The organism is Streptomyces sp. NPDC041784, assembly GCF_055591025.1.
On the sequence record NZ_JBVJAB010000027.1, the window covers coordinates 70,282 to 95,366 of the forward strand.

Sequence of the window (25,085 nt, forward strand, 5' to 3'; positions counted from 1 at the left end):
CGTACGGGCCATTGCAGGCGCTCACGTTCCGCGACCGCAAGCGGGTCCGGGGAGGTCCGTCCGCTCGAGGGGTTTTCCCGGGAAGCGGGCCCCGGCACCCGCCCCCCGTGCTAGCGGTGTGGGGTTCTGCACACTCTCCCCGCGCAGGTCAACGGCAAGTTGACGGCCCTTCCGGGCCCGTGGTGGACTGCCGGGGCCATGTACGGCGGCAGAAGAGGAAGCCGGTGCGAATCCGGCGCGGTCCCGCCACTGTCACCGGGGTAGTAACCCCCGGGAGCCAGGAACTCTCGCCGCCGGTCTCGTCGAACCAGGGCGTGGACACCCTGAGTGAGGACATATCGCCATGCTCGCTCGGCCGTTGAGGTACCCCACCAGGTCGCTGCCCGACCCCACGGCCGGCTGAGCCGGTGCGTGCCGATCGCGTTCACGCGTACGGCGCCGCCCTCGGCCTCCTCGGCGACCTGCTGCTCGGCGATCCGCGCCGGGGCCATCCGGTCGCCGGTTTCGGGCGGGCCGCCGGTGCCGTGGAGCGGGTGCTGTGGCGCGACCACCGCGGGTGGGGCGCGCTGCACACCGCGGTGTGCGCCGGGGGCGCCGTCGCGCTCGGGGCCGTCGCCTCGCGCGCCGTACGGTCCTCCCCCGCCGTCTCCGTGGCCCTCACCTCCGCCGCCACCTGGGCCGTCGTCGGCGGCACCTCCCTCGTCCGCGAGGCCCGGGTGATCGGGCGCGCGCTGGAGGCGGGGGACGTCGACGCGGCGCGGGCGCGGCTGCCGCATCTGTGCGGGCGGGATCCTCAGGCCCTCGACGCCGACGGGATCGCCCGGGCCGTGGTGGAGTCCGTCGCCGAGAACACCTCCGACGCCGTCGTCGGGGCGCTGGTCTGGGGGGCCGTCGGCGGGGTGCCCGGGCTGCTCGGGTTCCGGGCCGTCAACACGCTCGACGCCATGGTCGGGCACAGGTCGGCCCGGTACCGGCGCTTCGGGTGGGCCTCGGCGCGCCTCGACGACCTCGCCGGCTGGCCGGGGGCGCGGCTGACCGCCGTACTCGCCGCCCTCGCGGGGGACGATCCGCGCGGGGCCGTGCGGGCCTGGCGGGACGACGCCGGCCGGCACCCCAGTCCCAACGCCGGGCCCGTCGAGGCGTCCTTCGCGGGGGCGCTCGGGGTACGGCTGGGCGGAACGCTGTCGTACGGGGGCCGGGTCGAGCACCGGCCGGTGCTGAACGAGAAAGGGCGTGCCGTGGAGGTCCAGGACATCGAGCGGGCCGTACGGCTGTCCCGCCGGGTCGGTCTGCTCGTGCTCGGCGTCACCGTCGCCGCGCGGGCCGCGGCCACGAGGGCGAAGGGGCGTGCGTCATGAGGGGCGGGGGTCTGCTCGTCGCCGGCACCACCTCCGACGCGGGCAAGAGTGTCGTCACGGCCGGGATCTGCCGGTGGCTGGTGCGGCAGGGGGTCAAGGTCGCGCCGTTCAAGGCGCAGAACATGTCCCTGAACTCCTTCGTGACGAAGGAGGGCGCCGAGATCGGGCGGGCGCAGGCCATGCAGGCGCAGGCCTGCCGGGTCGAGCCGACCGCGCTGATGAATCCCGTGCTGCTCAAGCCCGGCGGTGAGAGCAGCAGCCAGGTCGTGCTGCTCGGGAAGCCCGTCGGCGAGATGAGCGCCCGCGGCTACCACGGCGGGCGCCGGCAGAAACTCCTCGGAACCGTTCTCGACTGCCTCGCCGAGTTGCGGGGCACGTATGACGCGGTGATCTGTGAGGGGGCGGGCAGTCCGGCCGAGATCAACCTGCGGCGGACCGACATCGTGAACATGGGGATCGCGCGGGGCGCCCGGCTTCCGGTGCTCGTCGTCGGCGACATCGACCGCGGGGGCGTCTTCGCCTCCTTCTTCGGAACCGTCGCCCTGCTCTCGCCCGAGGACCAGGAGCTGGTCGCCGGGTTCCTCGTCAACAAGTTCCGGGGCGACGTCGGCCTGCTGGAGCCGGGGCTCGACATGCTGCACGGGCTCACCGGACGCCGCACGTACGGCGTGCTGCCCTTCCGGCACGGCCTCGGGATCGACGAGGAGGACGGGCTGCGGGTGTCGCTGCGCGGGACCGTGCGGGAGTCGAACGTCTCCCCGCCCGTCGGCGAGGACGTGCTGCGGGTCGCCGTGTGCGCGATCCCGCTGATGTCCAACTTCACGGACGTGGACGCGCTGGCCGCCGAGCCGGGCGTCGTCGTGCGGTTCGTGGACCGGCCCGAGGAGCTGGCCGACGCCGATCTCGTCGTCGTGCCGGGGACCCGGGGGACCGTACGGGCGCTGGAGTGGCTGCGCGAGCGGGGGCTCGCGCGGGCCATCGGCCGCAGGGCCGCCGAGGGCCGGCCCGTGCTCGGGATCTGCGGCGGCTTCCAGATCCTCGGCGAGCACATCGAGGACGACGTCGAGAGCCGGCGCGGGCACGTCGACGGGCTCGGACTGCTGCCCGTCCGGGTCCGGTTCGCCCGGGAGAAGACCCTCACCCGGCCGGTGGGCGAAGCCCTCGGCGAGCGGGTCGAGGGGTACGAGATCCATCACGGGGTGGCCGACGTCACCGGCGGCGAGCCGTTCCTGGACGGCTGCCGGGTCGGACAGACCTGGGGCACGCACTGGCACGGCTCGCTGGAGTCGGACGGGTTCCGGCGGGCCTTCCTGCGCGAGGTGGCGGCCGCCGCGGGCCGCCGGTTCGTGCCGGCGGCCGACACCTCCTTCGCCGCGCTGCGCGAGGAGCAGCTCGACCGGCTCGGCGACCTGATCGAACAGCACGCGGACACGGACGCGCTCCGGCGGCTCATCGAGTCGGGCGCGCCGCAAGGACTGCCTTTCATTCCACCGGGAGCGCCCGCATGAGCACAGTGTTGTTGTTGTCGACCGCCGACACCGATCTGCTGGCGGCCCGGGCCGCCTCCGGCGCCGACTACCGGATCGGCAACCCGACCCGGGTGGATGTCGAGCGGGACCTTCCCGGGCTCCTGGCGGGCTCGGACATCGCCGTCGTACGGCTGCTCGGCGGCAAGCGTGCCTGGGAGGAGGGGCTGGCCGCGCTGAGGGCGTCCGGGATCCCGACCGTGCTGCTCGGCGGCGAGAGCGTGCCGGACGCGGAGCTGATGGCCGAGTCGTCGGTGCCCGCCGGTGTCGTCGCGGAGGCGCTCAGGTACCTCGTCGAGGGCGGCCCCGCCAACCTCACCGAACTGGCGCGGTTCCTCTCCGACACCGTGCTGCTGACGGGTGAGGGGTTCGTCGAGCCGCAGCGGATGCCCCAGTACGGCGTCCATGGCGAACGTGCCCTGGTCGAGGGCCGGCCGACCGTCGGCGTGCTCTTCTACCGGGCCCACGAGCTGAGCGGCAACACCGCGTTCGTGGACACCCTGTGCGACGCGATCGAGGCGCGGGGCGCCAACGCCCTTCCCGTGTACTGCGGTTCGCTGCGCGGGGCCGACGCCGGGCTGTACGAGCTGCTGTCGGCGGCGGACGCGCTGGTCGCCACCGTCCTCGCGGCCGGCGGCACGCACGCCTCGCAGGCCTCGGCGGGCGGGGACGAGGAGGCCTGGGACATCGGGGCGCTCGCCGACCTGAACGTGCCCGTGCTGCAAGGGCTCTGCCTGACCTCCTCGCACGCCGCCTGGTCCGCGTCGGACGCCGCGCTCTCCCCCATGGACGCGGCGATGCAGGTCGCGATCCCCGAGTTCGACGGGCGGCTCATCACCGTGCCCTTCTCCTTCAAGGAGCAGGGTCCCGACGACGTCCCGGTGTACGTCGCCGACCCCGAGCGGGCCGCGCGCGTCGCCGGGATCGCCGTACGGCACGCGCGGCTGAGGCACAAGCCGAACGCCGAGAAGAAGCTGGCGCTGGTCTTCACCGCGTACCCGACCAAGCACTCGCGCGTCGGCAACGCGGTGGGGTTGGACACGCCCGCCTCGGCCGTGCGGGTGCTGGACGCCCTGCGGGACGCGGGGTACTCGCTCACCGAGTACCCCTCTGGCGGCGACGAGTTGATCCACCGGCTCATCGAGGCCGGCGGGCACGACGTGGAGTGGCTGACCGAGGACCAGCTGGCCTCCGCGCCCGCGCGCGTGCCGCTGGCCGACTACCGGGCGTGGTTCGACACGCTCGACCCGGCGCTGAGGGAGGCCATGCTGGAGGCGTGGGGCGAGCCGCCGGGCAGCCTGTACGTCGACGGGGACGACATCGTGCTGGCGTCCCTCCAGTTCGGGAACGTCGTCGTGATGATCCAGCCTCCGCGCGGCTTCGGCGAGAACCCGATCGCGATCTACCACGACCCCGACATGCCGCCGTCGCACCACTACATGGCGGCCTACCGCTGGCTGGAGAACAGTTTCGGCGCCGACGCCGTCGTCCACATGGGCAAGCACGGCACGATGGAGTGGCTGCCGGGCAAGGGGCTGGGACTCAGCGGCGGTTGCGCGCCGGACGCCGTCCTCGGGGAGCTGCCGCTCATCTACCCGTTCATCGTCAACGACCCCGGCGAGGGCACCCAGGCCAAGCGGCGCGGGCACGCCACCGTCGTCGACCACCTGGTGCCGCCGATGGCGCGCGCGGACACCTACGGCGACCTGGCGAAGCTGGAGCAGCTGCTCGACGAGTACGCGCTCGTCTCCGACCTGGACCCGGCGAAGGCGCCGGCGGTGCGGGCGCAGATCTGGACGCTGGTCAAGGCGGCCGAGCTGCACCACGACCTGCATGTCGACGACCAGCCGGACGACGACGCCTTCGACGAGTTCGTCATGCACATCGACGGCTATCTGTGCGAGATCAAGGACGTGCAGATCCGCGACGGGCTGCACATCCTCGGCGGCGGGCCGGTAGGCGAACCGCGGGTGAACCTCGTGCTCGCGGTGCTGCGCGCCGCGCAGGTGTGGGGCGGGCAGGCCAACGCGCTGCCGGGCCTGAGGGCCTCGTTCGCGGCGCACTTCGGGCTGGTCGAGAAGGAGCTGCTGGCCGAGCCCGGCGCTCCGGTGAAGCTGCCGGTCGAGCTGACGGACCTCGTCGAGGGCCCGGCGCGCTCGGCCGCCGACGCGATCGACCTGCTGGAGCAGCTGTGCCGGCGGGTCGCGGAGGGCATGGAGGAGCGGGCGTGGGACGGGACGGCCGTCCCGGCTCTGGTCCGTGAGGTCGTCGGTACCGAACTCCCCGACGCGGTCGCGGTGCTGGAGTTCGCCTGTGCCGAGGTCGTGCCGCGGCTGGCGCGCACGACGGACGAGATCGGGCACATCCTCAAGGCCCTGAACGGCGGCTATGTCCCGGCCGGTCCGTCCGGCTCGCCGACCCGCGGGCTGGTCAACGTGCTGCCGACCGGGCGGAACTTCTACTCCGTCGACCCCAAGGCCATTCCGTCCCGGCTGAGCTGGGAGGTCGGGCAGTCGCTCGCCGACTCGCTCGTGCAGCGCTATCTCCAGGACACCGGCGAATACCCGAAGTCCGTCGGCCTGACGGTCTGGGGCACCTCGGCCATGCGGACGCAGGGCGACGACATCGCCGAGATCCTGGCGCTGCTGGGCTGCCGTCCGGTGTGGGACGACGCCTCCCGCCGGGTGACCGGCTTCGAGGTGATCCCCCTCGACGAGCTGGGCCGTCCGCGCATCGACGTCACGGTCCGGATCTCCGGCTTCTTCCGGGACGCGTTCCCGCACGTGGTCGGGCTGATCGACGACGCGGTCCGCAAGGTCGCCGAGCTGGACGAGCCCGCCGGGAGCAACTTCGTGAAGGCGCACGCCGACGAGGACACCGCCGAGCACGGCGACCGGCGGCGGGCCACGGCCCGGGTCTTCGGCTCCAAGCCGGGCGCGTACGGCGCGGGTCTGCTGCCGCTGATCGACGCCCGCAACTGGCGCTCCGACGCCGACCTCGCCGAGGTGTACGCCGTCTGGGGCGGGTACGCCTACGGGCGCGGGCTCGACGGGCGGGCGGCGCGCGGGGACATGGAGACGGCGTTCAAGCGGATCGCGGTCGCCGCGAAGAACGTGGACACGCGCGAGCACGACCTCGTCGACGCCGACGACTACTTCCAGTACCACGGCGGCATGGTGGCCATGGTGCGGCATCTGACGGGCGCCAACCCCGAGGCCTACGTGGGCGACAGCGCCGTACCGGACCAGGTGAGGACCCGCACGCTGGGCGAGGAGACGCACCGCGTCTTCCGGGCCCGGGTGGTCAACCCGCGCTGGATGGCGGCCATGCGCCGGCACGGCTACAAGGGCGCCTTCGAGATGGCGGCGACCGTCGACTACCTCTTCGGCTACGACGCCACGGCGGGCGTGGTCGACGACTGGATGTACGAGAAGCTCAGCGCGGAGTACGTCTTCGACGCGGAGAACCGGGACTTCATGAAGAAGTCCAACCCGTGGGCCCTGCGGGGCATCACCGAGCGGCTCCTGGAGGCCGCCGACCGCGGGCTGTGGGCCGAGCCGGACGCCGACACGCTCGAGCGGCTGCGCGCGACCTATCTCGAGCTGGAAGGCGACCTGGAGGGCGACCAGTGACCACCACCCCCTTCCCTTTCACGGCCGTCGTCGGCCAGGACGATCTGCGGCTCGCGCTGCTGCTGAACGCCGTGTCACCGGCGGTCGGCGGGGTGCTGGTGCGCGGCGAGAAGGGCACCGCGAAGAGCACGGCCGTGCGGGCCCTCTCGGCGCTCGTGCCCACGCTGGACGTGGTCTGCGGCTGCCGGTTCTCCTGCGACCCCGCCTCCCCCGACCCGGCGTGCCCGGACGGGCCGCACGAGCCGGGGGCGTTCGAGACCCGTTCGGCCCGGATGGTCGAGCTGCCGGTGGGCGCCTCGGAGGACCGGCTGGTGGGCGCGCTGGACATCGAGCGGGCGCTGGCCGAGGGCGTGAAGGCCTTCGAGCCGGGCCTGCTGGCCGCCGCGCACCGCGGGATCCTGTACGTCGACGAGGTCAACCTCCTCCACGACCACCTGGTCGACCTGCTCCTGGACGCGGCGGCGATGGGTGCCTCGTACGTGGAGCGCGAGGGTGTCTCCGTGCGGCACGCCGCCCGGTTCCTGCTCGTCGGGACCATGAACCCCGAGGAGGGCGAGCTGCGGCCGCAGCTGCTCGACCGGTTCGGGCTGACGGTGGAGGTGGCCGCCTCGCGCGAGCCCGACCAGCGGGTGGAGGTCGTCCGGCGCAGGCTCGCCCACGACGACGACCCGGCCGGCTTCGCGGCCCGGTGGGCGGACGAGGAGGCCGCCGTACGGGCGCGGATCGCGGCCGCGCGGGCGCTGCTGCCGTCGGTGCGGCTGGGCGACGGGGCGCTCCGGCAGATCGCGGCGACCTGTGCCGCCTTCGAGGTCGACGGCATGCGCGCCGACATCGTGATGGCACGCACGGCGACGGCGGTGGCCGCCTGGGCCGGACGGACGGACGTGCTCGCGGAGGACGTGCGCCAGGCCGCGCTGCTCGCGCTGCCGCACCGGCGCCGGCGGAACCCCTTCGACGCGCCGGGACTCGACGAGGACAAGCTCGACGAGACGCTGGAGGAGTTCTCCGGCGAGGACGACTCGGATCCCGACCCGGACGGGCCCGGTGGCGGCGGCGGACAGCCGACGCCGGACGACGGCGGTCCGCAGGACGGTGACACGGCGGCCCGCCCCGAGGCCGGCGAGGGCGGCGAGCCGCAGGGCTCCGGCACCGGGGAGCGGTCCGCCGTACGCGCGGCCGAACCGTTCCGTACGAAGGTGCTGAGCGTGCCCGGGATCGGTGAGGGTGCCGCCGGGCGGCGTTCGCGGGCGCGGACCGAGCACGGGCGTACGACGGGCGCGCGCCGGCCCCGGGGGACGCTCACCAAGCTGCACCTGGCGGCGACCGTGCAGGCCGCCGCCCCGCACCAGCGGGCGCGCGGGCGGTCCGGGCCGGGGCTGGTGCTGCGCCGGGACGATCTGCGGCAGGCGACCCGGGAGGGGCGTGAGGGCAACCTCGTGCTGTTCGTCGTGGACGCCTCCGGGTCGATGGCGGCCCGGCAGCGGATGAGCGCCGTGAAGGGCGCCGTGCTCTCGCTGCTGCTGGACGCCTATCAGCGTCGGGACAAGGTGGGGCTGGTGACCTTCCGGGGGGCGGCCGCCGAGGTGGCGCTGCCGCCCACGTCCTCGGTGGACGCGGCGGCCGTACGGCTGGAGTCGCTGCCCACCGGTGGGCGCACCCCGCTGGCCGCCGGGCTGCTCAGGGCCCACGACGTGCTGCGCGTGGAGCGGCTGCGGGATCCGGCGCGGCGCGCGCTGGTCGTGGTCGTGACGGACGGGCGGGCCACCGGTGGAGGGGCGGCGCGAAGCGCCTCCGACCGGGGTGATGGTCGGGTGACGGGTGGGCCCGATCCCGTCGCGCTCGCGGGGCGGGCGGCCCGGCTGTTCGCGGCCGACGGTGTCGCGTCGGTGGTCGTGGACTGCGAGTCCGGGCCGGTACGCCTCGGGCTCGCCGGGCGGCTCGCGGGTGAGCTGGGAGGTACGGCGGTGACGCTCGACGAACTGCGGGCGGACTCGATCGCCGGGCTGGTCAGGAACGTGCAGGGGACTTCGAGGAGGGCCGCGTAATGCCTCAGGGGCAGCCGAGTGTGGTGCCGGACGACGGGCTGACGACACGTCAGCGGCGGAACCGGCCGCTGGTCGTCGTGCACACCGGGGTCGGCAAGGGGAAGTCCACCGCCGCGTTCGGGCTCGCGCTGCGCGCCTGGAACCAGGGCTGGCCGATCGGGGTGTTCCAGTTCGTCAAGTCGGCGAAGTGGAAGGTCGGCGAGGAGAACGCGCTGCGGGTGCTGGGCGCCAGCGGTGAGGGCGGGTCCGTCGACTGGCACAAGATGGGCGAGGGCTGGTCCTGGGTGCAGCGCGACGCCCAGATGGACAACGAGGAGAAGGCCCGCGAGGGCTGGGAGCAGGTCAAGCGGGATCTGGCGGCCGAGACGTACCGGCTGTACGTGCTCGACGAGTTCGCGTACCCGATGCACTGGGGGTGGGTGGACACGGACGAGGTGATCTCCGTGCTGCGCGAGCGGCCCGGGACCCAGCACGTCGTGATCACCGGGCGGAACGCGCCCGGGAAGCTCGTCGACCTCGCGGATCTGGTCACCGACATGTCCAAGGTCAAGCACCCGATGGACGCCGGGCAGAAGGGGCAGAGGGGCATCGAGTGGTGATGTCTCCTTCCGTCCCTCGGCTGGTCGTCGCCGCGCCCTCCTCGGGCAGCGGCAAGACCACCGTCGCCACGGGGCTGATGGCCGCGTTCGCCGCGCGGGGGCTCGCCGTGTCCCCGCACAAGGTCGGGCCGGACTACATCGACCCCGGGTACCACGCGCTCGCGACCGGGCGGGTGGGGCGCAACCTCGACGCGTACCTGTGCGGGCCGGAGCTGATCGGTCCGCTGTTCGCGCACGGTGCGTACGGGTGTGACATCGCCGTCGTCGAGGGTGTGATGGGGATGTACGACGGGGCCGCGGGGGAGGGTGAACTGGCGTCCACCGCCCAGGTGGCGAAGCTGCTGCGGGCGCCGGTGGTACTGGTGGTGGACGCCTCGTCGCAGTCGCGGTCGGTGGCGGCGCTGGTGCACGGGTTCGTGTCCTGGGATCCGGAGGTGCGGATCGGGGGCGTGATCCTGAACAAGGTCGCCTCCGACCGGCACGAGGAGTTGCTGCGGGAGGCGTTGGAGTCGGCCGGGGTGCCGGTGCTGGGCGCCCTGCGGCGGGCGCCGCAGGTGGACACGCCTTCCCGGCATCTCGGGCTGGTTCCCGTGGCCGAACGGCAGGGTGCCGCGGTCGACTCCGTCGCGGCGATGGGGGCGCAGGTCGCCGACGGGTGTGACCTGGCCGCCCTGGAAGCACTCGCCCGTACGGCCGGCGCCCTCCCAGGGGACTCCGCCCCCTGGACCCCCGTCCCGCCCACCCACGACCGACCGTCTCGGTCTGCCGAGAAGCGGGCGCCCCTGGTCGCCGTCGCCGGTGGAGAAGCGTTCACCTTCGCCTACGCCGAGCACACAGAACTCCTGGCCGCCGCCGGGGCCGACGTGGTCACCTTCGATCCGTTGCGGGACGAGTCCCTCCCGGAGGGCACCGCCGGGCTCGTCATCGGGGGCGGGTTCCCCGAGGTGTACGCCGCCGAGCTGTCCGCCAACGAGCCGCTGCGCAAGGCCGTCGCGGCGCTCGCGGAGTCCGGCGCGCCGGTCGCCGCCGAGTGTGCCGGGCTGCTGTACCTGTGCCGGGAGCTGGACGGGCGGCCGATGTGCGGGGTCCTGGACGCGAGCGCGCGGATGTCGGAGCGGCTCACCCTCGGGTACCGGGACGCCGTCGCCGTGAGCGACAGTGTGCTGGCCGTGGCCGGTACGCGGATGCGCGGGCACGAGTTCCACCGGACCGTCGTCGAGCCCGGCTCGGGGGCGGTTCCCGCCTGGGGGGTACGTGCGCCCCGGCCGCGGGTCGAAGGTTTCGTAGCGCGCGGTGTGCACGCGAGTTATCTGCACACGCACTGGGCGGCCGAGCCCGGTGTGGCCCGTAGGTTCGTGGAGAGGTGCCGGACGTCATGAGCGACAGCAGGTTGGTCGGAGTCGGGGTGGGTCCCGGGGATCCGGAGCTGGTGACCGTCAAGGGCGTCAACGCGCTACGCGGCGCCGATGTCGTCGTCGTACCCGTGATGGACTCCGGGGAGCGGGGGCGGGCCGAGGCCACCGTCCTGCACTACGTGCCCCGGGAGAAGGTCGTCCGGGTGGTGTTCGCGCTGAACGAGCGGACCGACCGGGCGCGTCGCGAGGCCGCCTGGGACGCGGCCGGTGAGCGGGTGGCCGAACTGCTGCGGCGGCACGCGTCCGTCGCCTTCGCGACCATCGGCGACCCCAACGTGTACTCGACCTTCACCTATCTCGCGCAGACGATCGCGGAGCTGGTGCCCGGGACCGTCGTCGAGACCGTCCCCGGGATCACCGCCATGCAGGACCTTGCGGCCCGGTCGGGTGCGGTGCTGACCGAGGGGACCGAGCCGTTGACGCTGGTGCCCGTGACCGCCGGTTCCGCCGCGCTGAAGGAGGCGCTGGCCGGTCCCGGGACCGTCGTCGCCTACAAGTTCGGGCGGCAGGCCGCCGAGGTCGCCGAGGCGCTGCGGGAGACCGGGCGGCTCGCGGACGCGGTGTGGGGGTCGGCGCTCGGGCTCGCGGAGGAGTCGGTCCGGCCGGCCGCCGAGCTGGACGGGGAGCCCCTCCCCTACCTCTCGACGCTCATCGCGCCCGCGCGGCGCGAGGGCGGGCGGGGCGGCAAGCTGTGAATCGCCGGGCGTCAGGCGGCCAGCCCCACCACCAGCCAGATGAACGCCGCGCCCGCGATCGTGCACAGCACGGTCGAGCGGGCGGGGTGTTCGTGGTGGGCCTCGGGGAGGATCTCGGCGGCCGCCAGGTAGAGCAGCGCGCCGCCGAAGAAGCCGAGGTAGCCGCCGAGCAGCTGCTCCGGGATGGTGACGAAGGTCGTCGAGGCCGCGCCGAGCACCGGTGCGGCCGCGTCCGCGAACAGCATGGCCAGCGCCTTGCGGCGGGCGTTGCCGTAGACGCTCGCGATCGTGTACGTGTTGAAGCCGTCCGCGAAGTCGTGCGCGATCACCGCGAGGGCCACCGCCACGCCCATGCCGTCGCCGACCTGGAAAGCGGCACCGATGGCCACGCCGTCCATGGCGCTGTGGCCGACCATCGCGGCGGCCGCCGTCAGACCCACCTCGGGGGCCCGGCCGTCGGCCTCCTCGGCGCCGTGCGCGGCCTGGCGGACCGCGAGCAGACGTTCCACCAGATGGGCCACCAGGAAGCCGGCCACGAACAGCAGCAGCGCGGCCGGGACGCCGAACACCTCCGTGCCCGCCGCCTCCAGGGCCTCCGGCAGCAGGTCCAGGCCGACCACACCCAGCATCAGGCCGCCCGCCAGGCCGAGCACCAGGTGACGGCGGTCGGTGACACGCTGTGCCGTCCAGCCGCCGGCCAACGTCATGAGGAACGCGCCGAGCGCGACGAGGACGGCCATGGCCCCTTGGTATCCGATCCGACCCCGGTCACGCACATCAGCGCCCCGCACTGACCTGTGCCCCACGCAGCCCCGCACGCGATCCAGCACACCAGCACGCAAACCCGCACGCATTCCCGCACACATGAGAGGACCTGAACCCATGGCCGATGCCCCCACCGGCAAGGTGACCTTCGTCGGTGCCGGCCCCGGCGCCGCCGACCTGCTGACGTTCCGCGCCGCGCGCGCCATCGCCGAGGCGGACGTGGTGATCTGGGCCGCGAGCCTGGTCCAGGCGGAGGTCCTCGAGCACGCGCGCGAGGGCGCGGAGATCCTCGACTCGGCGACGATGTCCCTGGAGGACGTCGTGGCGGTGTACGAGCGGGCCCGTCGGGACGGCTTGAAGGTGGCCCGGATCCATTCCGGCGACCCCGCCCTGTGGGGCGGCACGCAGGAGCAGTTCGACCGGTGCACGGAGCTGGGCGTCGAGACCGAGATCGTGCCCGGAGTCTCGTCGTTCTCCGCCGTCGCGGCGCTCGCCGGGCGCGAGCTGACCATCCCCGAGGTCGCGCAGTCCGTGATCCTCACCCGGCTGGGCGGCGGCAAGACGCCGATGCCGCCCGGCGAGGAGGTGCGGGAGTTCGCCAAGCACGGCACGACCATGGCGGTCTTCCTGTCGGCCGCCCGCAGCGGGCAGCTCGTGCGGGAGCTGCTGGAGGGCGGCTACCCGACGGCCACCCCGGTCGTGATCGCCTATCAGGCGACCTGGCCGGAGGAGCTGGTCGTGCGGTGCACGATCGGCACGCTGGAGGAGACGGTCAAGGAGCACAAGCTCTGGAAGCACACCCTCTTCCTGGTCGGCCCCGCGCTGGACGCCAGCGGAACCCGCTCGCACCTCTACCACCCGGGCCACTTCCACGGCTACCGCAAGGCCGACCCCCAGGCCCGGCGGGCCCTGCGCGAGCGGGGTGCCAGTACGTGATCACGGTCTTCGGTACGGGGACGGGGGACCCGCCCGGCCCGGACGAGCTGGCCGGCGCCGAACTGGTCGTCGGCGGCCGCCGGCATCTGGACGCCGTACGGCTGCCGGAGGCCGCCGAGCGGATCGTGCTCGGGCCGCTGGCGCCCGCCCTCGACGCCATCGGGGAGTACGACGGGAAGGACCGGCCGGTGGTGGTGCTGGCGTCGGGCGATCCGGGGTTCTTCGGGATCGTAAGGGCGCTGGCCGAGCGGTTCGGACCGCACCGGCTGGACGTGCGGCCGAGTGTCTCCTCCGTGGCCGCCGCCTTCGCCCGGCTGGGCCTGACCTGGGACGACGCGGTCGTGGTCAGCGCGCACGGGCGGGATCCGCGGACGGCCGTCAACGTCTGCCGGGCCTATCCGAAGGTCGCCGTGCTGACCGGGCCCGGCGCCGGCCCCGCCGAACTCGGGGCGGCGCTGCGGCGGTCCGCGCGGGTGCTCGTGGTCGCGTCGGCGCTGGGCGACCCGGAGCGCGAGCGCGTCGAGCGGGTCTCCCCCGCCGAGGCCGCGGAGCGCGACTGGGGTACGGCGGTGAGTGTCGTCCTGTGCCTGGACGAGGCGCGCCCGCTCGGTCCCGTACGCACGCTGGCCGGGCCCGGCGACCGGCCCGCCGGGTGGGCGCTGGACGAGGGCGACTTCGCGCACCGCGACTCGATGATCACCAAGTTCGAGGTGCGGGCGCTGGCGCTGGCCCGGCTCGGGCCGCGCCCCGGCGACCTGGTCTGGGACGTGGGCTCCGGGTCGGGGTCGGTGGCCGTGGAGTGCGCGCGGCTGGGGGCCGCCGTGAGCGCGGTCGAGAAGGCCGCGGACGGGGTGGAGCGGATCCGCGCCAACGCCGGCGCGCACGGCGTCTGTGTGGACGTCGTGCACGGCACGGCGCCCGGGGCGTTGGCCGGGCTCGACGATCCCGACGCCGTGTTCGTCGGCGGGGGCGGGCGGGAGCTGCCCGAGATCGTGGGCGCCTGCGCGCGCCGGGCCCGGCGGAGCGTCGTCGTGGCGATGGCCGCGCTGGACCGGGTTCCGGCGGCGCGGGCCGCGCTCGCCGATGCCGGACTCGCCGTGGACGGCGTGCTGTTGCAGTCCTCGCGGCTCGCGCCGCTGCCGGGGGACGTGACCCGGCTCGCCGCGACCAATCCCGTGTTCCTGCTGTGGGGGACCAGAACCCCCGTGTCTCATGAAGGAGTTGCCCAGTGATCGGCCTCATTTCCGCCACCTCGGCGGGGGCGGTGGCGCGGGACCGGCTGGCCGCGGCGTGGCCGGACCGTACGCGCGTGTACGAAGGTCCCGTCGGGGACGCCGTGCGGCGGGCGTTCGCGGAGTGCGAGCAGCTCGTGTGCTTCCTGGCCACGGGGGCCGTGGTCCGGCTCGTCGCGCCGCTGCTCGGCGACAAGGCGTCCGACCCGGGTGTGGTCTGTGTCGACGAGGGCGGGCGGTTCGCCGTGTCGCTGGTCGGCGGACACGGTGGCGGCGCCAATGAACTCGCCGTGGAAGTGGGCGGGTTGCTGGGCGCCGCGCCGGTGGTGACCACGGCGACGGACGCCGTCGGCATCCCCGGCCTCGACACCCTCGGCCTGCCGGTCGAGGGCGAGGTCGCCGGGGTGACCCGGGCGCTGCTGGACGGGGAGCCGGTCGTGCTGGACGCGGAGGTGGCGTGGCCGCTGCCGCCGCTGCCGTTCGCGGAGGCCGGCGCGTACCGGGTGCGGCTCACGGACCGGGCCGTCGCGCCCGGCGACCGCGAGGTGCTGCTGCGGCCGCCGTCGCTGGTGGTGGGCGTGGGCGCCTCCAGGGGGGCGCCGGCCGAGGAGGTGCTCGACGTGATCGAGGGCGCCCTGCGGGACGCGGGGCTGTCCGCTCTCAGCGTCGCCGAGCTGGCCACCGTCGACGCCAAGGCGGACGAACCCGGGATCGTGACGGCCGCCTCGCGGCTCGGGGTGCCCGTGGTGACGTACTCCGCCGAGGAGCTGGCCGCCGTCGAGGTGCCGAACCCCTCCGACGCGCCGCTCGCGGCCGTCGGCACGCCCTCGGTGGCGGAGGCCGCGGCCCTGGTGCGCGGGGGTGAACTCCTCGTCCCCAAGCGGAAGTCGGCCGGGGCGCCCGCCATGGCGACCTGCGCGGTCGTCCGGCGGCCGGGGCGCGGGCGGCTCGCGGTGGTCGGACTCGGGCCCGGTGCCCGGGACCTGCTCACCCCGCGCGCCGAGGCCGAACTGCGGCGCGCCTCGGTGCTCGTGGGCCTCGACCAGTACGTCGACCAGATCCGCGACCTGCTGCGGCCCGGCACCCGGATCCTGGAGTCGGGGCTCGGCGCCGAGGAGGAGCGGGCGCGCACGGCCGTCGCCGAGGCCCGCCGGGGGCACGCGGTGGCGCTGATCGGCAGCGGGGACGCCGGGGTGTACGCCATGGCCTCGCCCGCGCTCGCCGAGGCGTCCGACGACATCGACGTGGTCGGAGTGCCGGGCGTGACCGCCGCTCTCGCGGCCGCCGCGATCCTCGGCGCGCCGCTCGGCCACGACCACGTGTCCATCAGCCTGTCCGACCTGCACACGCCGTGGGAGGTCATCGAGCGGCGGGTGCGGGCGGCGGCCGAGGCGGACATCGTGGTCACCTTCTACAACCCCCGTTCCCGGGGCCGTGACTGGCAGCTGCCCAAGGCGCTGGCGATCCTCGCCGGGCACCGGGAGCCGGCCACGCCCGTCGGGGTCGTCCGCAACGCCTCGCGCCCGGACGGCACCGCGCGGGTGACGAGCCTCGCGGAGCTGGACGCGGCGACGGTGGACATGATGACCGTCGTGACCGTCGGCAACACCGCGACCCGGAACATCGCCGGGCGCATGGTGACGCCGCGCGGCTACCGCTGGCAGGAGAGCACGCAGGAGGAGGAGCGGTGAACCGGGTCGTCCACCCCATCGAGCAGGAGTCCTTCCGGCGGCTGCGCGCCCGCCTGGACACCTCGCACTTCCCGCCGCTGACCCGGGCGGTGGTGGAGCGGGTCATCCACTCCGCCGCCGACCTGGAGTACGCGAGCGATCTCGTCATGGACGAGGGCGATCTGGTGAAGGCGCACGGCGCGCTGCACGCCGGGGCGCCCGTCGTCGTGGACGTGGAGATGGTCGCGGCCGGGATCACCCGGCGGGAGACCGTCTGCCGTCTCAAGGACGCCGGGTCCGGGCCGGGGCTGACGCGTTCGGCCCACGCGATCCGGCTGGCGTACGAACAGGTAGGGCCCGGCGCGATCTGGGTGATCGGCTGTGCGCCGACCGCCCTGGAGGAGCTGCTGACCCTCGACGCCTCCCCCGCGCTGGTCGTCGGGCTGCCCGTCGGCTTCGTCGGGGCGGCCGAGTCGAAGGCGGCGCTCCGCGAGAGCGGGCTGCCGGCCGTGAGCAACGTGTCCGAGAAGGGCGGGTCGGCGGTCGCCGCCGCCGCGCTCAACGCCCTGCTGTACCACCCCGTTCCCGCTGAGGAGAAACCGTGACCACCCCGCCGCCCGCCCTGCTCATCGCCGGCCACGGCACCCGGGACGACGCCGGAGCCGAGGCGTTCCGCGACTTCGTCCGGGAGCTGGGCCGCCGCCACCCCGAACTGCCCGTCGCGGGCGGCTTCATCGAGCTGTCCCCGCCGCCGCTGGGCGAGGCCGTCGCCGAGCTGGTGGAGCGGGGGGTGCGCCGGTTCGCCGCCGTGCCGCTGATGCTGGTGTCCGCCGGGCACGCCAAGGGCGACATCCCGGCGGCGCTGGCCCGCGAGAAGGAACGGCACCCGGGGATCTCGTACACCTACGGCCGTCCGCTGGGCCCGCACCCGTCGCTGCTGTCCGTCCTGGAGCGGCGGCTCGACGAGGCGCTGGGCTCCGCCGGGCGCAGCCCCGAGGACCGCTCGGACGTCACCGTGCTGCTCGTCGGGCGCGGGTCGACGGACCCGGACGCCAACGCCGAGGTCCACAAGGCGGCCCGGCTGCTGTGGGAGGGGCGCGGGTACGCGGGCGTGGAGACGGCGTTCGTGTCGCTGGCCGCGCCGGACGTGCCGAGCGGCCTGGACCGGTGTGTGAAGCTGGGGGCGAAGCGGATCGTCGTGCTCCCGTACTTCCTGTTCACCGGCATCCTGCCGGACCGGGTGCGGCAGCAGACCGAGGGCTGGGCGGCCGCGCACCCAAAGGTCGAGGTACGCTCGGCGGACGTCATCGGGCCCGAGCCGGAGCTGCTCGACCTGGTGATGGAGCGGTACCGGGAGGCCCTCGGGGGCGATCTGCGGATGAACTGCGACTCGTGCGTGTACCGGATCGCCCTGCCCGGCTTCGAGGACAAGGTGGGCCTGCCGCAGCAGCCGCACTTCCACCCGGACGACGACGGTCACCACCACCACGGCCACCACCACGGGCACGCGCACACCCATGCCCACTGACGGACACGACGGGCCCGGCCCGCACGACCTGCGCCACCACGGGGACGCCGAGATGCGGGACGGCGGCGCCGCGCTGGTCGACCTCGCGGTGAACGTCCGCGCGGACACGCCGCCGCGCTGGCTGCGCGAGCACCTCACCGCGTCGCTGACCGGTCTCGCGGCCTACCCGGACGGGCGGGCCGCGCGGGCGGCGGTGGCGGCGCGGCACGGGCTGCCGGTGGAGCGGGTGCTGCTGACGGCGGGCGCGGCGGAGGCGTTCGTGCTGCTCGCGCGTGCGCTGAAGGTGCGCCGGCCGGTCGTGGTGCATCCGCAGTTCACCGAGCCGGAGGCGGCGCTGCGGGACGCCGGGCACAGTGTGGACCGGGTGGTGCTGCGCGCCGAGGACGGCTTCCGGCTGGATCCGGCGGCCGTCCCGGAGGACGCCGACCTGGTGGTGATCGGCAACCCGACGAACCCCACCTCGGTGCTGCACCCGGCGGGGACGATCGCCCGGCTGGCCCGGATCGGGCGGACGCTGGTGGTCGACGAGGCGTTCATGGACGCGGTCCCGGGCGAGCGCGAGGCCCTCGCCGGGCGGACGGACGTGCCCGGTCTGGTGGTGCTGCGCAGCCTGACGAAGACCTGGGGGCTGGCGGGGCTGCGGATCGGGTACGTGCTCGCCGCGCCGGAGACGGTCGCGGAGCTGGAGCGGGCGCAGCCGCTGTGGCCGGTGTCCACGCCGGCGCTGGCCGCGGCCGAGGCGTGCGTGTCGCCGCGCGCGCTGGCGGAGGCGGCGCACGCGGCGCACCGGGCCGCCGCGGACCGGGCGCATCTCGTCGCCGGGCTGCGGGAGTTCGCCCCGGACGGGCTGCGGGTCGCGGAACCGGCGGAGGGCCCCTTCGTGCTGATCCGGCTGGAATGGGCGGCCGCCGTACGCCGGCACCTGCGCGACCTGGGGTTCGCGGTGCGGCGCGGGGACACGTTCCCGGGGCTGGACGAAGAGTGGCTGCGCATTGCGGTGCGGGACCGGGCGACGGTCAACTCGTTCCTCCAGGCGCTGGACCGGGCGATGACACTGGCGAGCCGCTGAGCGGTGGCACCCGGTCCCGGGTGCCGTCCGGGAAGCGGCACCGGCAGCGGGGCCGTGTCGGCACGGCGGGCCAGGGCATGGCCGGGGCCTTGCTCCCGAGTGCGCGCTTCCGGTCGGCCGCGCTTCCGGTCAGCCGCGGTTCCGTCGGGCCAGGGCCACCGCTCCCCCGCCGGCGGCCAGCAGGGCCAGCGCGCCGCCCGCGATGTACGGCGTCATGGAGCCGGCACCGGTCTCGGCCAGCCCGGCCTCGGCCGGGGCTCCCTGCGGCCTGATGTCGGCGGCGGCCGGATCCGCGCCGCTCCGCTCGGAGGCGGCCCCGGTCTGCTCCTCGGTCCCGGCCTCCGCTTCCGCCTCCTTCTCGGTCTCCTTCCCGGGCGCCGGCGGAGCCTCGCAGGTCGCCTTCGCGAGGGTCAGGGTGCCGGTGACCTCGGCGACGTTGAGCTTCAACGGGTTGACGGAGACGGTGAGTTCGAGAGCGGTGGCGGCAGCCGTACGGGAGGTGGTCTCGCGCTTCGACAGGTCGAGCCGGACCTCGCCGACGCCGGGCACCTTCACGTCGGTGGTGCCGCCGGTGCTCACCGAGACCTTCTTGCCGAGGACCGTCACCGAGCCGAGGAGGTTGGACTCGGCGACCGGGGCCTCGCCCGCCTCGCAGGTCGCCCTGGAGGTGACCGTGCCGACCTCGACGAGGGAGAGCAGGGGCAGGCCCGGGACGTGCAGCTCGGCGTGGACGAGGCGGGTGGAGGCCTCCGCCCGGGTGTCGTCGACGGTCGCCTTCGCCTCGGCGACCTCGGCGCGCAGGACGCTGAAGGGCTTTCCGCCGGCGACGCCGTCCACCTCCGCCGTGAGGGCGGTCTTCTCGGCGCTCCGCGGCGCGGTCACCTCGTTGAGGGAGACGGCGAGCGGGACGTCGACGGTCTTGTCGAGCAGGGCCACGTCGAGGCCGGTGCGCAGGACGGCGGCGGTCGCGCGCCCCTGGTCGGAGGTCGCGTGGGCGGGACCCGCACAGGCCAGGGCCGTGGGACCGGCGGCCAGGGCGGTGGCCGCCGCGACGGAGGCGAGACGGCGTGCGGGCATGCGGAAGTGGTTGCCGTTCAAGGTGTGGGACCCCCAGAGAGACATGCTTGGGACCCGGAAAGAATTACGCATCACGAGTGAACGGTCAGCGATCCGACGGGACTTCACCCCAAAGTGGGTTTTCCGTGAACCCTTTCGAATCCCACGGCACGGGTGTTCCCCGTCCTCACCGCCACCCCACCCGATACGGGGACCCGAGGGCCGCCGCACCGGCGCGCGAACGGGGGTGCACAACGACCGACGGCGGGCCGGCGTCACGGCGGGGCGGTGGCCTCAGGCCATGACCCGTCCGTTCACCACCACCCTGCGGGGGGCCGCGAGGACGCGGACGTCGGTGCGGGGGTCCGACTCGTAGACGACGAGGTCCGCGGGGGCGCCCTCGTCCAGGCCGGGGCGGCCGAGCCAGGCGCGGGCGGTCCAGGTGGTCGCCGCGAGGGCGTCAACGGGCGGGAGGCCGGCGGTGACCAGCTCCGCGACCTCGGCGGCCACCAGGCCGTGCGGGAGGGTGCCGCCGGCGTCCGTGCCGACGAAGACCGGGATGCCGGCGTCGTACGCGGACCGGACGGTGTCGTAGCGGCGCTCGTGGAGCCGGCGCATATGGGCCGACCAGCGGGGGAACCGGGCCTCGCCGCCGTCGGCGAGCCGCGGGAAGGTCGCGATGTTGACGAGGGTCGGGACGATCGCGACGCCGCGCTCGGCGAAGAGCGGGATCAGGTCCTCGGTGAGGCCCGTCGCGTGCTCGATGCAGTCGATGCCCGCCTCGACGAGATCGCGCAGGGAGTTCTCGGCGAAGCAGTGCGCGGTGACCCGGGCGCCCAGGCGGTGGGCCTCGGCGATGGCCGCCTCGACGGCGTCCCGGGGCCAGCTGGGGGCCAGGTCGCCGACCTCGCGGTCGATCCAGTCGCCGACCAGCTTGACCCAGCCGTCGCCGCGCCGCGCCTCCCGGGCGACGTACGCGACCAGGTCGTCGGGCTCGATCTCGTGGGCGTAGCCGCGGATGTAGCGGCGGGTGCGGGCGATGTGCCGGCCCGCGCGGATGATCTTCGGGAGGTCGTCGCGGTCGTCCACCCAGCGGGTGTCCGACGGTGAGCCGGCGTCGCGGATCAGCAGGGTGCCGGCCTCGCGGTCGGCCAGCGCCTGCTTCTCGGCGACGTCCGCGTCGACCGGGCCGTGTGCGCCCAGGCCGACATGGCAGTGGGCGTCGACGAGACCGGGCAGCGCCCAGCCCTCCACGGTCCGCACGTCGCGGGCGCCGGCGGGACGGTCGTAGGAGATCCGGCCGCCGACGACCCACAGCTCGTCACGGACGTCGTCGGGCCCGGCGAGGACCCGGCCCTTCACGTGCAGCACCGCCTGATCGCTCATGCAGTGCACCTTAGTCAGCCGCGCCGCCGACCTGGTCGGAGGTCTCCTCCTCGACCTGGGCCATGGCCGGGTCGAGGAGGCGGGAGAGGAAGTGGCGGGTGCGTTCGTGGGACGGATGGCCGATGACCTGCTCCGGGGTGCCGTCCTCGACGATCACACCGCCGTCCATGAAGACGACCCGGTCGGCGACCTCGCGGGCGAAGGTCATCTCGTGGGTGACGACCATCATCGTCATGCCCTCGTTCGCGAGCATCCGCATGACGGCGAGGACATCGCCGACCAGCTCCGGGTCGAGCGCCGAGGTCGGCTCGTCGAACAGCATCACCTCGGGGCCCATGGCGAGCGCGCGGGCGATCGCGACGCGCTGCTGCTGGCCGCCGGAGAGGGAGGCGGGGTAGGCGTCCGCCTTCTCCGCCAGACCCACGCGGGACAGGTTCTCGGCGGCGACCTTCGCGGCCTGCGCCTTGCCCCGGCGCAGCACCCGGCGCTGCGGCAGCGTGAGGTTCTCGGTCACCGACAGGTGCGGGAAGAGGTTGAACTGCTGGAAGACCATGCCGATCCGGCGGCGTACGGCGTCGATGTCGACGTCCGGGTCGGTGACCTCCGTGCCGCCGACGAACACCTGGCCCTTCGTCGGCTCCTCCAGCAGGTTCACGCACCGCAGCAGCGTCGACTTGCCCGAGCCGGACGGGCCGATCACACAGACGACCTCGCCCTGGCCGATCTCCAGGTCGATGCCGCGCAGCACCTCGTTGGCGCCGAAGGACTTGTGCAGGCCTTTGACCTGGATCTCCGGTCGGCTCATTTCACGGCCTCCTGGGCCTTCGCCTCCATACGGCGTACGACGAAGCCGAGCGGGATGGTCACCAGCAGGTAGCACAGGCCGGCGACCAGGATCGGCGTGGAGTTGGCGGTCTGGCTGGCCAGGTCACGGCCGTACTTGGACAGCTCGCGTTCCTCCAGGGTGACGCCGAGGAACAGCACCAGCGAGGAGTCCTTGAACAGCAGGACCAGTTCGTTGGTGAGCGGCGGGAGGATGATCCGGAACGCCTGCGGGATGATGATCGAGACCATCGCGCGGGCCGGGGAGAAGCCCAGCGAACGGGCCGCCTCCATCTGCCCCTTGGGGACGGCCTGGATGCCCGCGCGGATGGTCTCCGCCATGTACGCGGCCGCCACCAGGCCGAGCGCGAGGGCGACCTTGCCGTAGGTGCCGCCGACGATCTCCGTGCCGGGGAAGGCGAGCGGCACGGCGACGCCGATGAAGATGAAGATCAGCAGGGCGGGCAGGCCGCGGAAGATCTCGATGTAGACGCCGGCGAACCAGCGGTAGGGGCCCACCGACGACAGCCGCATCAGTGCGATCACCATGCCGAGCACGAGTCCGACGGCGAAGCCGGACAGCGTGTAGAGCACGGTGTTCTTGAGCGCCAGCGTGATGACGTCCGGGAACATCTCCTTGGCGATGTCCCACTGGGCGAACTGGTTCTTCAGCCGGCCCCAGTCGGCCGTGACCGCGACGGCGATCACGACCGCGACGAAGACCACGTACTGCGCGCCACGCGAGAGGCTGCGCCACTGCCGCCGGGTCAGGCCCTTCTTCTTCGGCTGGAGAGGTACGTCCGTCTCGGTCATCGGGTCAGGAGGCCGACGGGGAGGCAGGCGCCGACGGGGAGGCCGCGGACTGCTCGTACGGGCCGATCCACTTCTCGTAGATCTCCTTGTACGTGCCGTCGGCCTTGGCCTCGGCCAGCGCCTTGTCGATCGCGGCGAGGAGCTTGCTGTTGCCCTTCTTCACCGTGAAGCCGTACTGCTCGCCGGTGTTGATGTTGTCGGCGACCTCGAAGGCGTCGGCGTTGGCCTTGTCCTTCAGCCAGCCCTGGACCACCGGGTAGTCGATGATCACGGCCTTGACCTGGCCGGAGCGCAGGCCGTTGAGGACCGCGTCGGAGGACTCGAAGGAGACCGGGTCGAAGCCCTGTCCCTTGGCGTAGTCCTCGCCGGTGGTCTGCGCCTGGGCGCCCAGCTTGACCTTCTTGGCCTTGGCGTCGGCGAGCGAGGTGATCCCGCTGCCCTGGTCGACCAGGAGGGCCTGGGTGGCCTCGAAGTACGGGTCGGAGAAGTCGACGTTCTTCTTGCGCTCCTCGGTGATGGTCATACCGGCAGCGGCCACGTCGCACTCGCCGGAGTTGAGGAAGGCGCCCGTCTTGAAGTTCTCGAACGGGGTGTCGAGGATCACCTGCTTCACGCCGAGGTCCTCGGCGACCAGGTCGATCAGGGACACGTCGAAGCCCTGCACCTTGCCGTCGATCTCCGACTGGAAGGGCGGGTAGGGCAGGTGGGTGCAGGTGGTGAGCTGACCGGCCTTGGCCAGCTCGACCCCGCCGGCCGCGGTCTTGGAGCCGCTGCCTCCGTCGTCGCTGGAGGTGCAGGCGGCCACGAGCATCAGAGCGGCCGTGGCGGTGCCTGCGGCCAGGATGCGGGTCCGTCGCCCGGGGAGCGTCTTCACGGCGGGCCTTCCTGTAAGGGAACTATGAGTTCCGATTATAAGGAGAAGTTTGAGGCTCTCAAACCAAACCGATGGCTGCGGAGTCGGTGGACCTAAGAACTCGTCGGTCGGAGGGGCGGGGTGGGGGACGGTTACTCTCGTCACCTCTACCCCGTGAGTCGAAGAGAGCACCGTGGTGACACACCCGTTCCTGGATCTGGCCCCGCTGAGCGCCGCGCACTTCGCGTCGATCGAGGACCGCGTGGCGCGGCTGCTGCGCACCGGACAGGACGTCGTGATCATGCAGGGTGAGGCGCTGCTGCCGCTGGAGGGCGCGATCCGGGCGACCGCCGGTCCCGGCACGACGGCCCTCAACGTCATCACCGGCCCCTACGGGCAGACCTTCGGGGACTGGCTGCGGGACTGCGGTGCCACGGTGATCGACCTGACGGTGCCCTTCCACACGGCGGTGACGGCGACGCAGATCCGGGAGGCGTTCGCCGCGCACCCGGAGATCGACTTCGTCTCCCTGGTGCACGCGGAGGCGGCCACCGGGAACACCAACCCGGTCGCGGAGATCGGCGAGGTCGTGCGCGAGCACGGGGCGCTGTTCTATCTGGACGCCGTGGCCTCCGTCGGGGCCGAGCCGGTGCTGCCGGACGCGTGGGGCGTGGACCTGTGCGTCATCGGCGCGCAGAAGGCGATGGGCGGCCCCGCGGGCGTGTCGGCGGTGTCGGTGAGCGGGCGGGCATGGGCCCGGATGGCCGCGAACCCGAGGGCGCCGCGCCGCTCGTACCTCTCCCTGCTGGACTGGAAGGAGCGCTGGGTGGACGGCGGCCGCAAGGCGCTGCTGCACGCGCCGGCGCAGTTGGAGATGCTGGCGCTGGAGGCGTGCGTCGAGCGGATCGAGACGGAGGGGCTGGAGACGGTGATGGCCCGCCACGCGTCCGCCGCGGCGGCGACCCGCGCGGGGGCGGTGGCACTGGGCGGCGGTCTGGAGCCGTACGTGCACGAGGCGAGGGACGCGGCGCCGGTCGCCACGACCCTGCGGGCGCCGTCGGCGGTGGCGGCGTCGGACCTGGTGGCCCACGCCCTGGCGGCCGACCCCACGCTCCCGCTGGCCGCGGGCGGCGGCGCGCTGGCCAAGGAGATGATCCGCGTCAACCACTACGGCCCGGACGCCCGCCCGACCACGATCCACAACACCCTGACCGCCCTGGCCACGGCCCTCACAGCCCACGGCCTGAACACGAACCTGCCGGAGGCCCTGGAGACGGCGGCCAACGCCTGGCGGTGACGTCGGGGCGCCGAGGACGCCGACGGCAGGACGGCGGGACGCCGCTCAGGAACAGTCCGGACGACGCGTCACCGGCCGACGAGACGCCGGGCGGGGACGCCCGGCGGGGAAGGCCCGAGCGGGGAGACACCCGTCGGCAACAGCCCGGACAGGGAGACACCTGCCGGCAAGAACCAGGGCCGTGACGCCTGCCGGTGCGATGCCTGCCGACGAGATGCCTGTCGGTGAAGTCCGGGCGGCAGGACACCCGTCGGCGGGACCCCGACCGGCAGGACACCCGTCGGCGGCAGTCCCCGGAGGCAGCCCCGAAGGCAGGTCGCCCGTCCGCCCGTCCGCCAGAACCCCGGCGACAGGACAGCGGGCCAGGTGAATCCCGGCACCGAGGCCC

General features: G+C 74.0%; 20 protein-coding genes and 1 riboswitch. Of the genes, 14 read left to right on the plus strand and 6 right to left on the minus strand.

Features of this window, described 5'->3' with window-relative positions:
- Positions 1-166 precede the first annotated feature (166 nt).
- A riboswitch (cobalamin riboswitch) is annotated at positions 167-306 on the plus strand.
- Positions 307-407: 101 nt separating this feature from the next.
- From ACZ6D7_RS37900 to cobI, 7 genes are read left to right on the plus strand one after another with little or no spacing between them, the layout of a single operon-like run.
- Positions 408-1,358, plus strand: coding sequence for a cobalamin biosynthesis protein (locus tag ACZ6D7_RS37900; RefSeq protein WP_469500853.1), 951 nt, complete (start codon positions 408-410; stop codon positions 1,356-1,358).
- On the plus strand, positions 1,355-2,866 hold the full coding sequence (locus ACZ6D7_RS37905) for a cobyric acid synthase (RefSeq protein WP_469500854.1): 1,512 nt from the start codon (positions 1,355-1,357) through the stop codon (positions 2,864-2,866). Before ACZ6D7_RS37900 ends, ACZ6D7_RS37905 begins: the two co-directional genes overlap by 4 nt.
- Positions 2,863-6,516, plus strand: coding sequence for a cobaltochelatase subunit CobN (gene cobN / locus ACZ6D7_RS37910; RefSeq protein WP_469500856.1), 3,654 nt, complete (start codon positions 2,863-2,865; stop codon positions 6,514-6,516). The genes ACZ6D7_RS37905 and cobN overlap by 4 nt, the downstream gene beginning before the upstream one ends.
- Entirely contained in the window at positions 6,513-8,561 is a 2,049-nt protein-coding gene (locus tag ACZ6D7_RS37915) for a putative cobaltochelatase (protein ID WP_469500857.1), read from the plus strand. Before cobN ends, ACZ6D7_RS37915 begins: the two co-directional genes overlap by 4 nt.
- Positions 8,561-9,160: a cob(I)yrinic acid a,c-diamide adenosyltransferase gene (gene cobO / locus ACZ6D7_RS37920; RefSeq protein ID WP_469500858.1), complete on the plus strand. Its 600-nt coding sequence runs from the start codon at positions 8,561-8,563 to the stop codon at positions 9,158-9,160. Before ACZ6D7_RS37915 ends, cobO begins: the two co-directional genes overlap by 1 nt.
- Positions 9,160-10,539, plus strand: coding sequence for a cobyrinate a,c-diamide synthase (locus ACZ6D7_RS37925; protein ID WP_469500860.1), 1,380 nt, complete (start codon positions 9,160-9,162; stop codon positions 10,537-10,539). The genes cobO and ACZ6D7_RS37925 overlap by 1 nt, the downstream gene beginning before the upstream one ends.
- Entirely contained in the window at positions 10,524-11,270 is a 747-nt protein-coding gene (gene cobI / locus ACZ6D7_RS37930) for a precorrin-2 C(20)-methyltransferase (RefSeq protein WP_469500862.1), read from the plus strand. Before ACZ6D7_RS37925 ends, cobI begins: the two co-directional genes overlap by 16 nt.
- Positions 11,271-11,281: 11 nt before the next feature.
- Here cobI and ACZ6D7_RS37935 read toward each other — a convergent pair whose 3' ends face one another.
- Positions 11,282-12,010, minus strand: a complete 729-nt coding sequence (locus ACZ6D7_RS37935; RefSeq protein ID WP_469500864.1) for a ZIP family metal transporter — start codon at positions 12,008-12,010, stop codon at positions 11,282-11,284.
- A 142-nt stretch (positions 12,011-12,152) separates the two neighbouring features.
- On the opposite strand from ACZ6D7_RS37935, the gene cobM reads away from it, so the two are divergent.
- From cobM to cobC, 6 genes are read left to right on the plus strand one after another with little or no spacing between them, the layout of a single operon-like run.
- Entirely contained in the window at positions 12,153-12,971 is an 819-nt protein-coding gene (cobM, locus tag ACZ6D7_RS37940; protein WP_469500866.1) for a precorrin-4 C(11)-methyltransferase, read from the plus strand.
- Positions 12,968-14,203 carry a precorrin-6y C5,15-methyltransferase (decarboxylating) subunit CbiE gene (gene cbiE, locus ACZ6D7_RS37945; RefSeq protein ID WP_469500868.1) on the plus strand — a complete coding sequence of 412 codons (1,236 nt, stop codon included), beginning with the start codon at positions 12,968-12,970 and terminating at the stop codon, positions 14,201-14,203. The genes cobM and cbiE overlap by 4 nt, the downstream gene beginning before the upstream one ends.
- Entirely contained in the window at positions 14,200-15,894 is a 1,695-nt protein-coding gene (gene cobJ, locus ACZ6D7_RS37950) for a precorrin-3B C(17)-methyltransferase (RefSeq protein WP_469500869.1), read from the plus strand. Before cbiE ends, cobJ begins: the two co-directional genes overlap by 4 nt.
- Positions 15,891-16,478 carry a precorrin-8X methylmutase gene (locus tag ACZ6D7_RS37955; RefSeq protein ID WP_469500871.1) on the plus strand — a complete coding sequence of 196 codons (588 nt, stop codon included), beginning with the start codon at positions 15,891-15,893 and terminating at the stop codon, positions 16,476-16,478. Before cobJ ends, ACZ6D7_RS37955 begins: the two co-directional genes overlap by 4 nt.
- Complete coding sequence (locus tag ACZ6D7_RS37960; RefSeq protein ID WP_469500872.1) at positions 16,475-17,401, plus strand: sirohydrochlorin chelatase; 927 nt, start codon at positions 16,475-16,477, stop codon at positions 17,399-17,401. Before ACZ6D7_RS37955 ends, ACZ6D7_RS37960 begins: the two co-directional genes overlap by 4 nt.
- Positions 17,391-18,470 carry an Rv2231c family pyridoxal phosphate-dependent protein CobC gene (gene cobC / locus ACZ6D7_RS37965; protein WP_469500874.1) on the plus strand — a complete coding sequence of 360 codons (1,080 nt, stop codon included), beginning with the start codon at positions 17,391-17,393 and terminating at the stop codon, positions 18,468-18,470. Before ACZ6D7_RS37960 ends, cobC begins: the two co-directional genes overlap by 11 nt.
- Positions 18,471-18,599: 129 nt before the next feature.
- On the opposite strand, the gene ACZ6D7_RS37970 is transcribed toward cobC, so the two are convergent.
- The 5 genes from ACZ6D7_RS37970 to ACZ6D7_RS37990 form a co-directional block, all read right to left on the minus strand.
- Positions 18,600-19,568: an SCO1860 family LAETG-anchored protein gene (locus ACZ6D7_RS37970; protein ID WP_469500910.1), complete on the minus strand. Its 969-nt coding sequence runs from the start codon at positions 19,566-19,568 to the stop codon at positions 18,600-18,602.
- A 252-nt stretch (positions 19,569-19,820) separates the two neighbouring features.
- Entirely contained in the window at positions 19,821-20,912 is a 1,092-nt protein-coding gene (locus tag ACZ6D7_RS37975; protein WP_469500875.1) for an amidohydrolase family protein, read from the minus strand.
- A gap of 10 nt (positions 20,913-20,922) precedes the next feature.
- Complete coding sequence (locus ACZ6D7_RS37980; protein ID WP_469500876.1) at positions 20,923-21,717, minus strand: amino acid ABC transporter ATP-binding protein; 795 nt, start codon at positions 21,715-21,717, stop codon at positions 20,923-20,925.
- Positions 21,714-22,547, minus strand: coding sequence for an amino acid ABC transporter permease (locus tag ACZ6D7_RS37985; protein WP_469500877.1), 834 nt, complete (start codon positions 22,545-22,547; stop codon positions 21,714-21,716). Before ACZ6D7_RS37985 ends, ACZ6D7_RS37980 begins: the two co-directional genes overlap by 4 nt.
- A gap of 4 nt (positions 22,548-22,551) precedes the next feature.
- The gene (locus ACZ6D7_RS37990; protein WP_469500879.1) at positions 22,552-23,421 is read right to left on the minus strand and encodes an ABC transporter substrate-binding protein; all 870 of its coding nucleotides are present in this window, start codon (positions 23,419-23,421) and stop codon (positions 22,552-22,554) included.
- A 175-nt stretch (positions 23,422-23,596) separates the two neighbouring features.
- Between ACZ6D7_RS37990 and ACZ6D7_RS37995 the strand changes: the two genes are divergently transcribed.
- Positions 23,597-24,697, plus strand: a complete 1,101-nt coding sequence (locus tag ACZ6D7_RS37995; RefSeq protein WP_469500912.1) for a pyridoxal-phosphate-dependent aminotransferase family protein — start codon at positions 23,597-23,599, stop codon at positions 24,695-24,697.
- The last annotated feature ends 388 nt before the right edge of the window (positions 24,698-25,085 follow it).

What these genes read in the sequence shown, in the direction of transcription:
- ACZ6D7_RS37980 (WP_469500876.1), bottom strand. Translation starts at nt 21,717, where the DNA reads ATGAGCCGACCGGAGATCCAGGTCAAAGGCCTGCACAAGTCCTTCGGC.
- ACZ6D7_RS37905 (WP_469500854.1), top strand. Translation starts at nt 1,355, where the DNA reads ATGAGGGGCGGGGGTCTGCTCGTCGCCGGCACCACCTCCGACGCGGGC.
- cobM (WP_469500866.1), top strand. Translation starts at nt 12,153, where the DNA reads ATGGCCGATGCCCCCACCGGCAAGGTGACCTTCGTCGGTGCCGGCCCC.
- cobO (WP_469500858.1), top strand. Translation starts at nt 8,561, where the DNA reads ATGCCTCAGGGGCAGCCGAGTGTGGTGCCGGACGACGGGCTGACGACA.
- cobC (WP_469500874.1), top strand. Translation starts at nt 17,391, where the DNA reads ATGCCCACTGACGGACACGACGGGCCCGGCCCGCACGACCTGCGCCAC.
- ACZ6D7_RS37985 (WP_469500877.1), bottom strand. Translation starts at nt 22,547, where the DNA reads ATGACCGAGACGGACGTACCTCTCCAGCCGAAGAAGAAGGGCCTGACC.
- ACZ6D7_RS37935 (WP_469500864.1), bottom strand. Translation starts at nt 12,010, where the DNA reads ATGGCCGTCCTCGTCGCGCTCGGCGCGTTCCTCATGACGTTGGCCGGC.
- ACZ6D7_RS37925 (WP_469500860.1), top strand. Translation starts at nt 9,160, where the DNA reads ATGTCTCCTTCCGTCCCTCGGCTGGTCGTCGCCGCGCCCTCCTCGGGC.
- cobN (WP_469500856.1), top strand. Translation starts at nt 2,863, where the DNA reads ATGAGCACAGTGTTGTTGTTGTCGACCGCCGACACCGATCTGCTGGCG.
- ACZ6D7_RS37975 (WP_469500875.1), bottom strand. Translation starts at nt 20,912, where the DNA reads ATGAGCGATCAGGCGGTGCTGCACGTGAAGGGCCGGGTCCTCGCCGGG.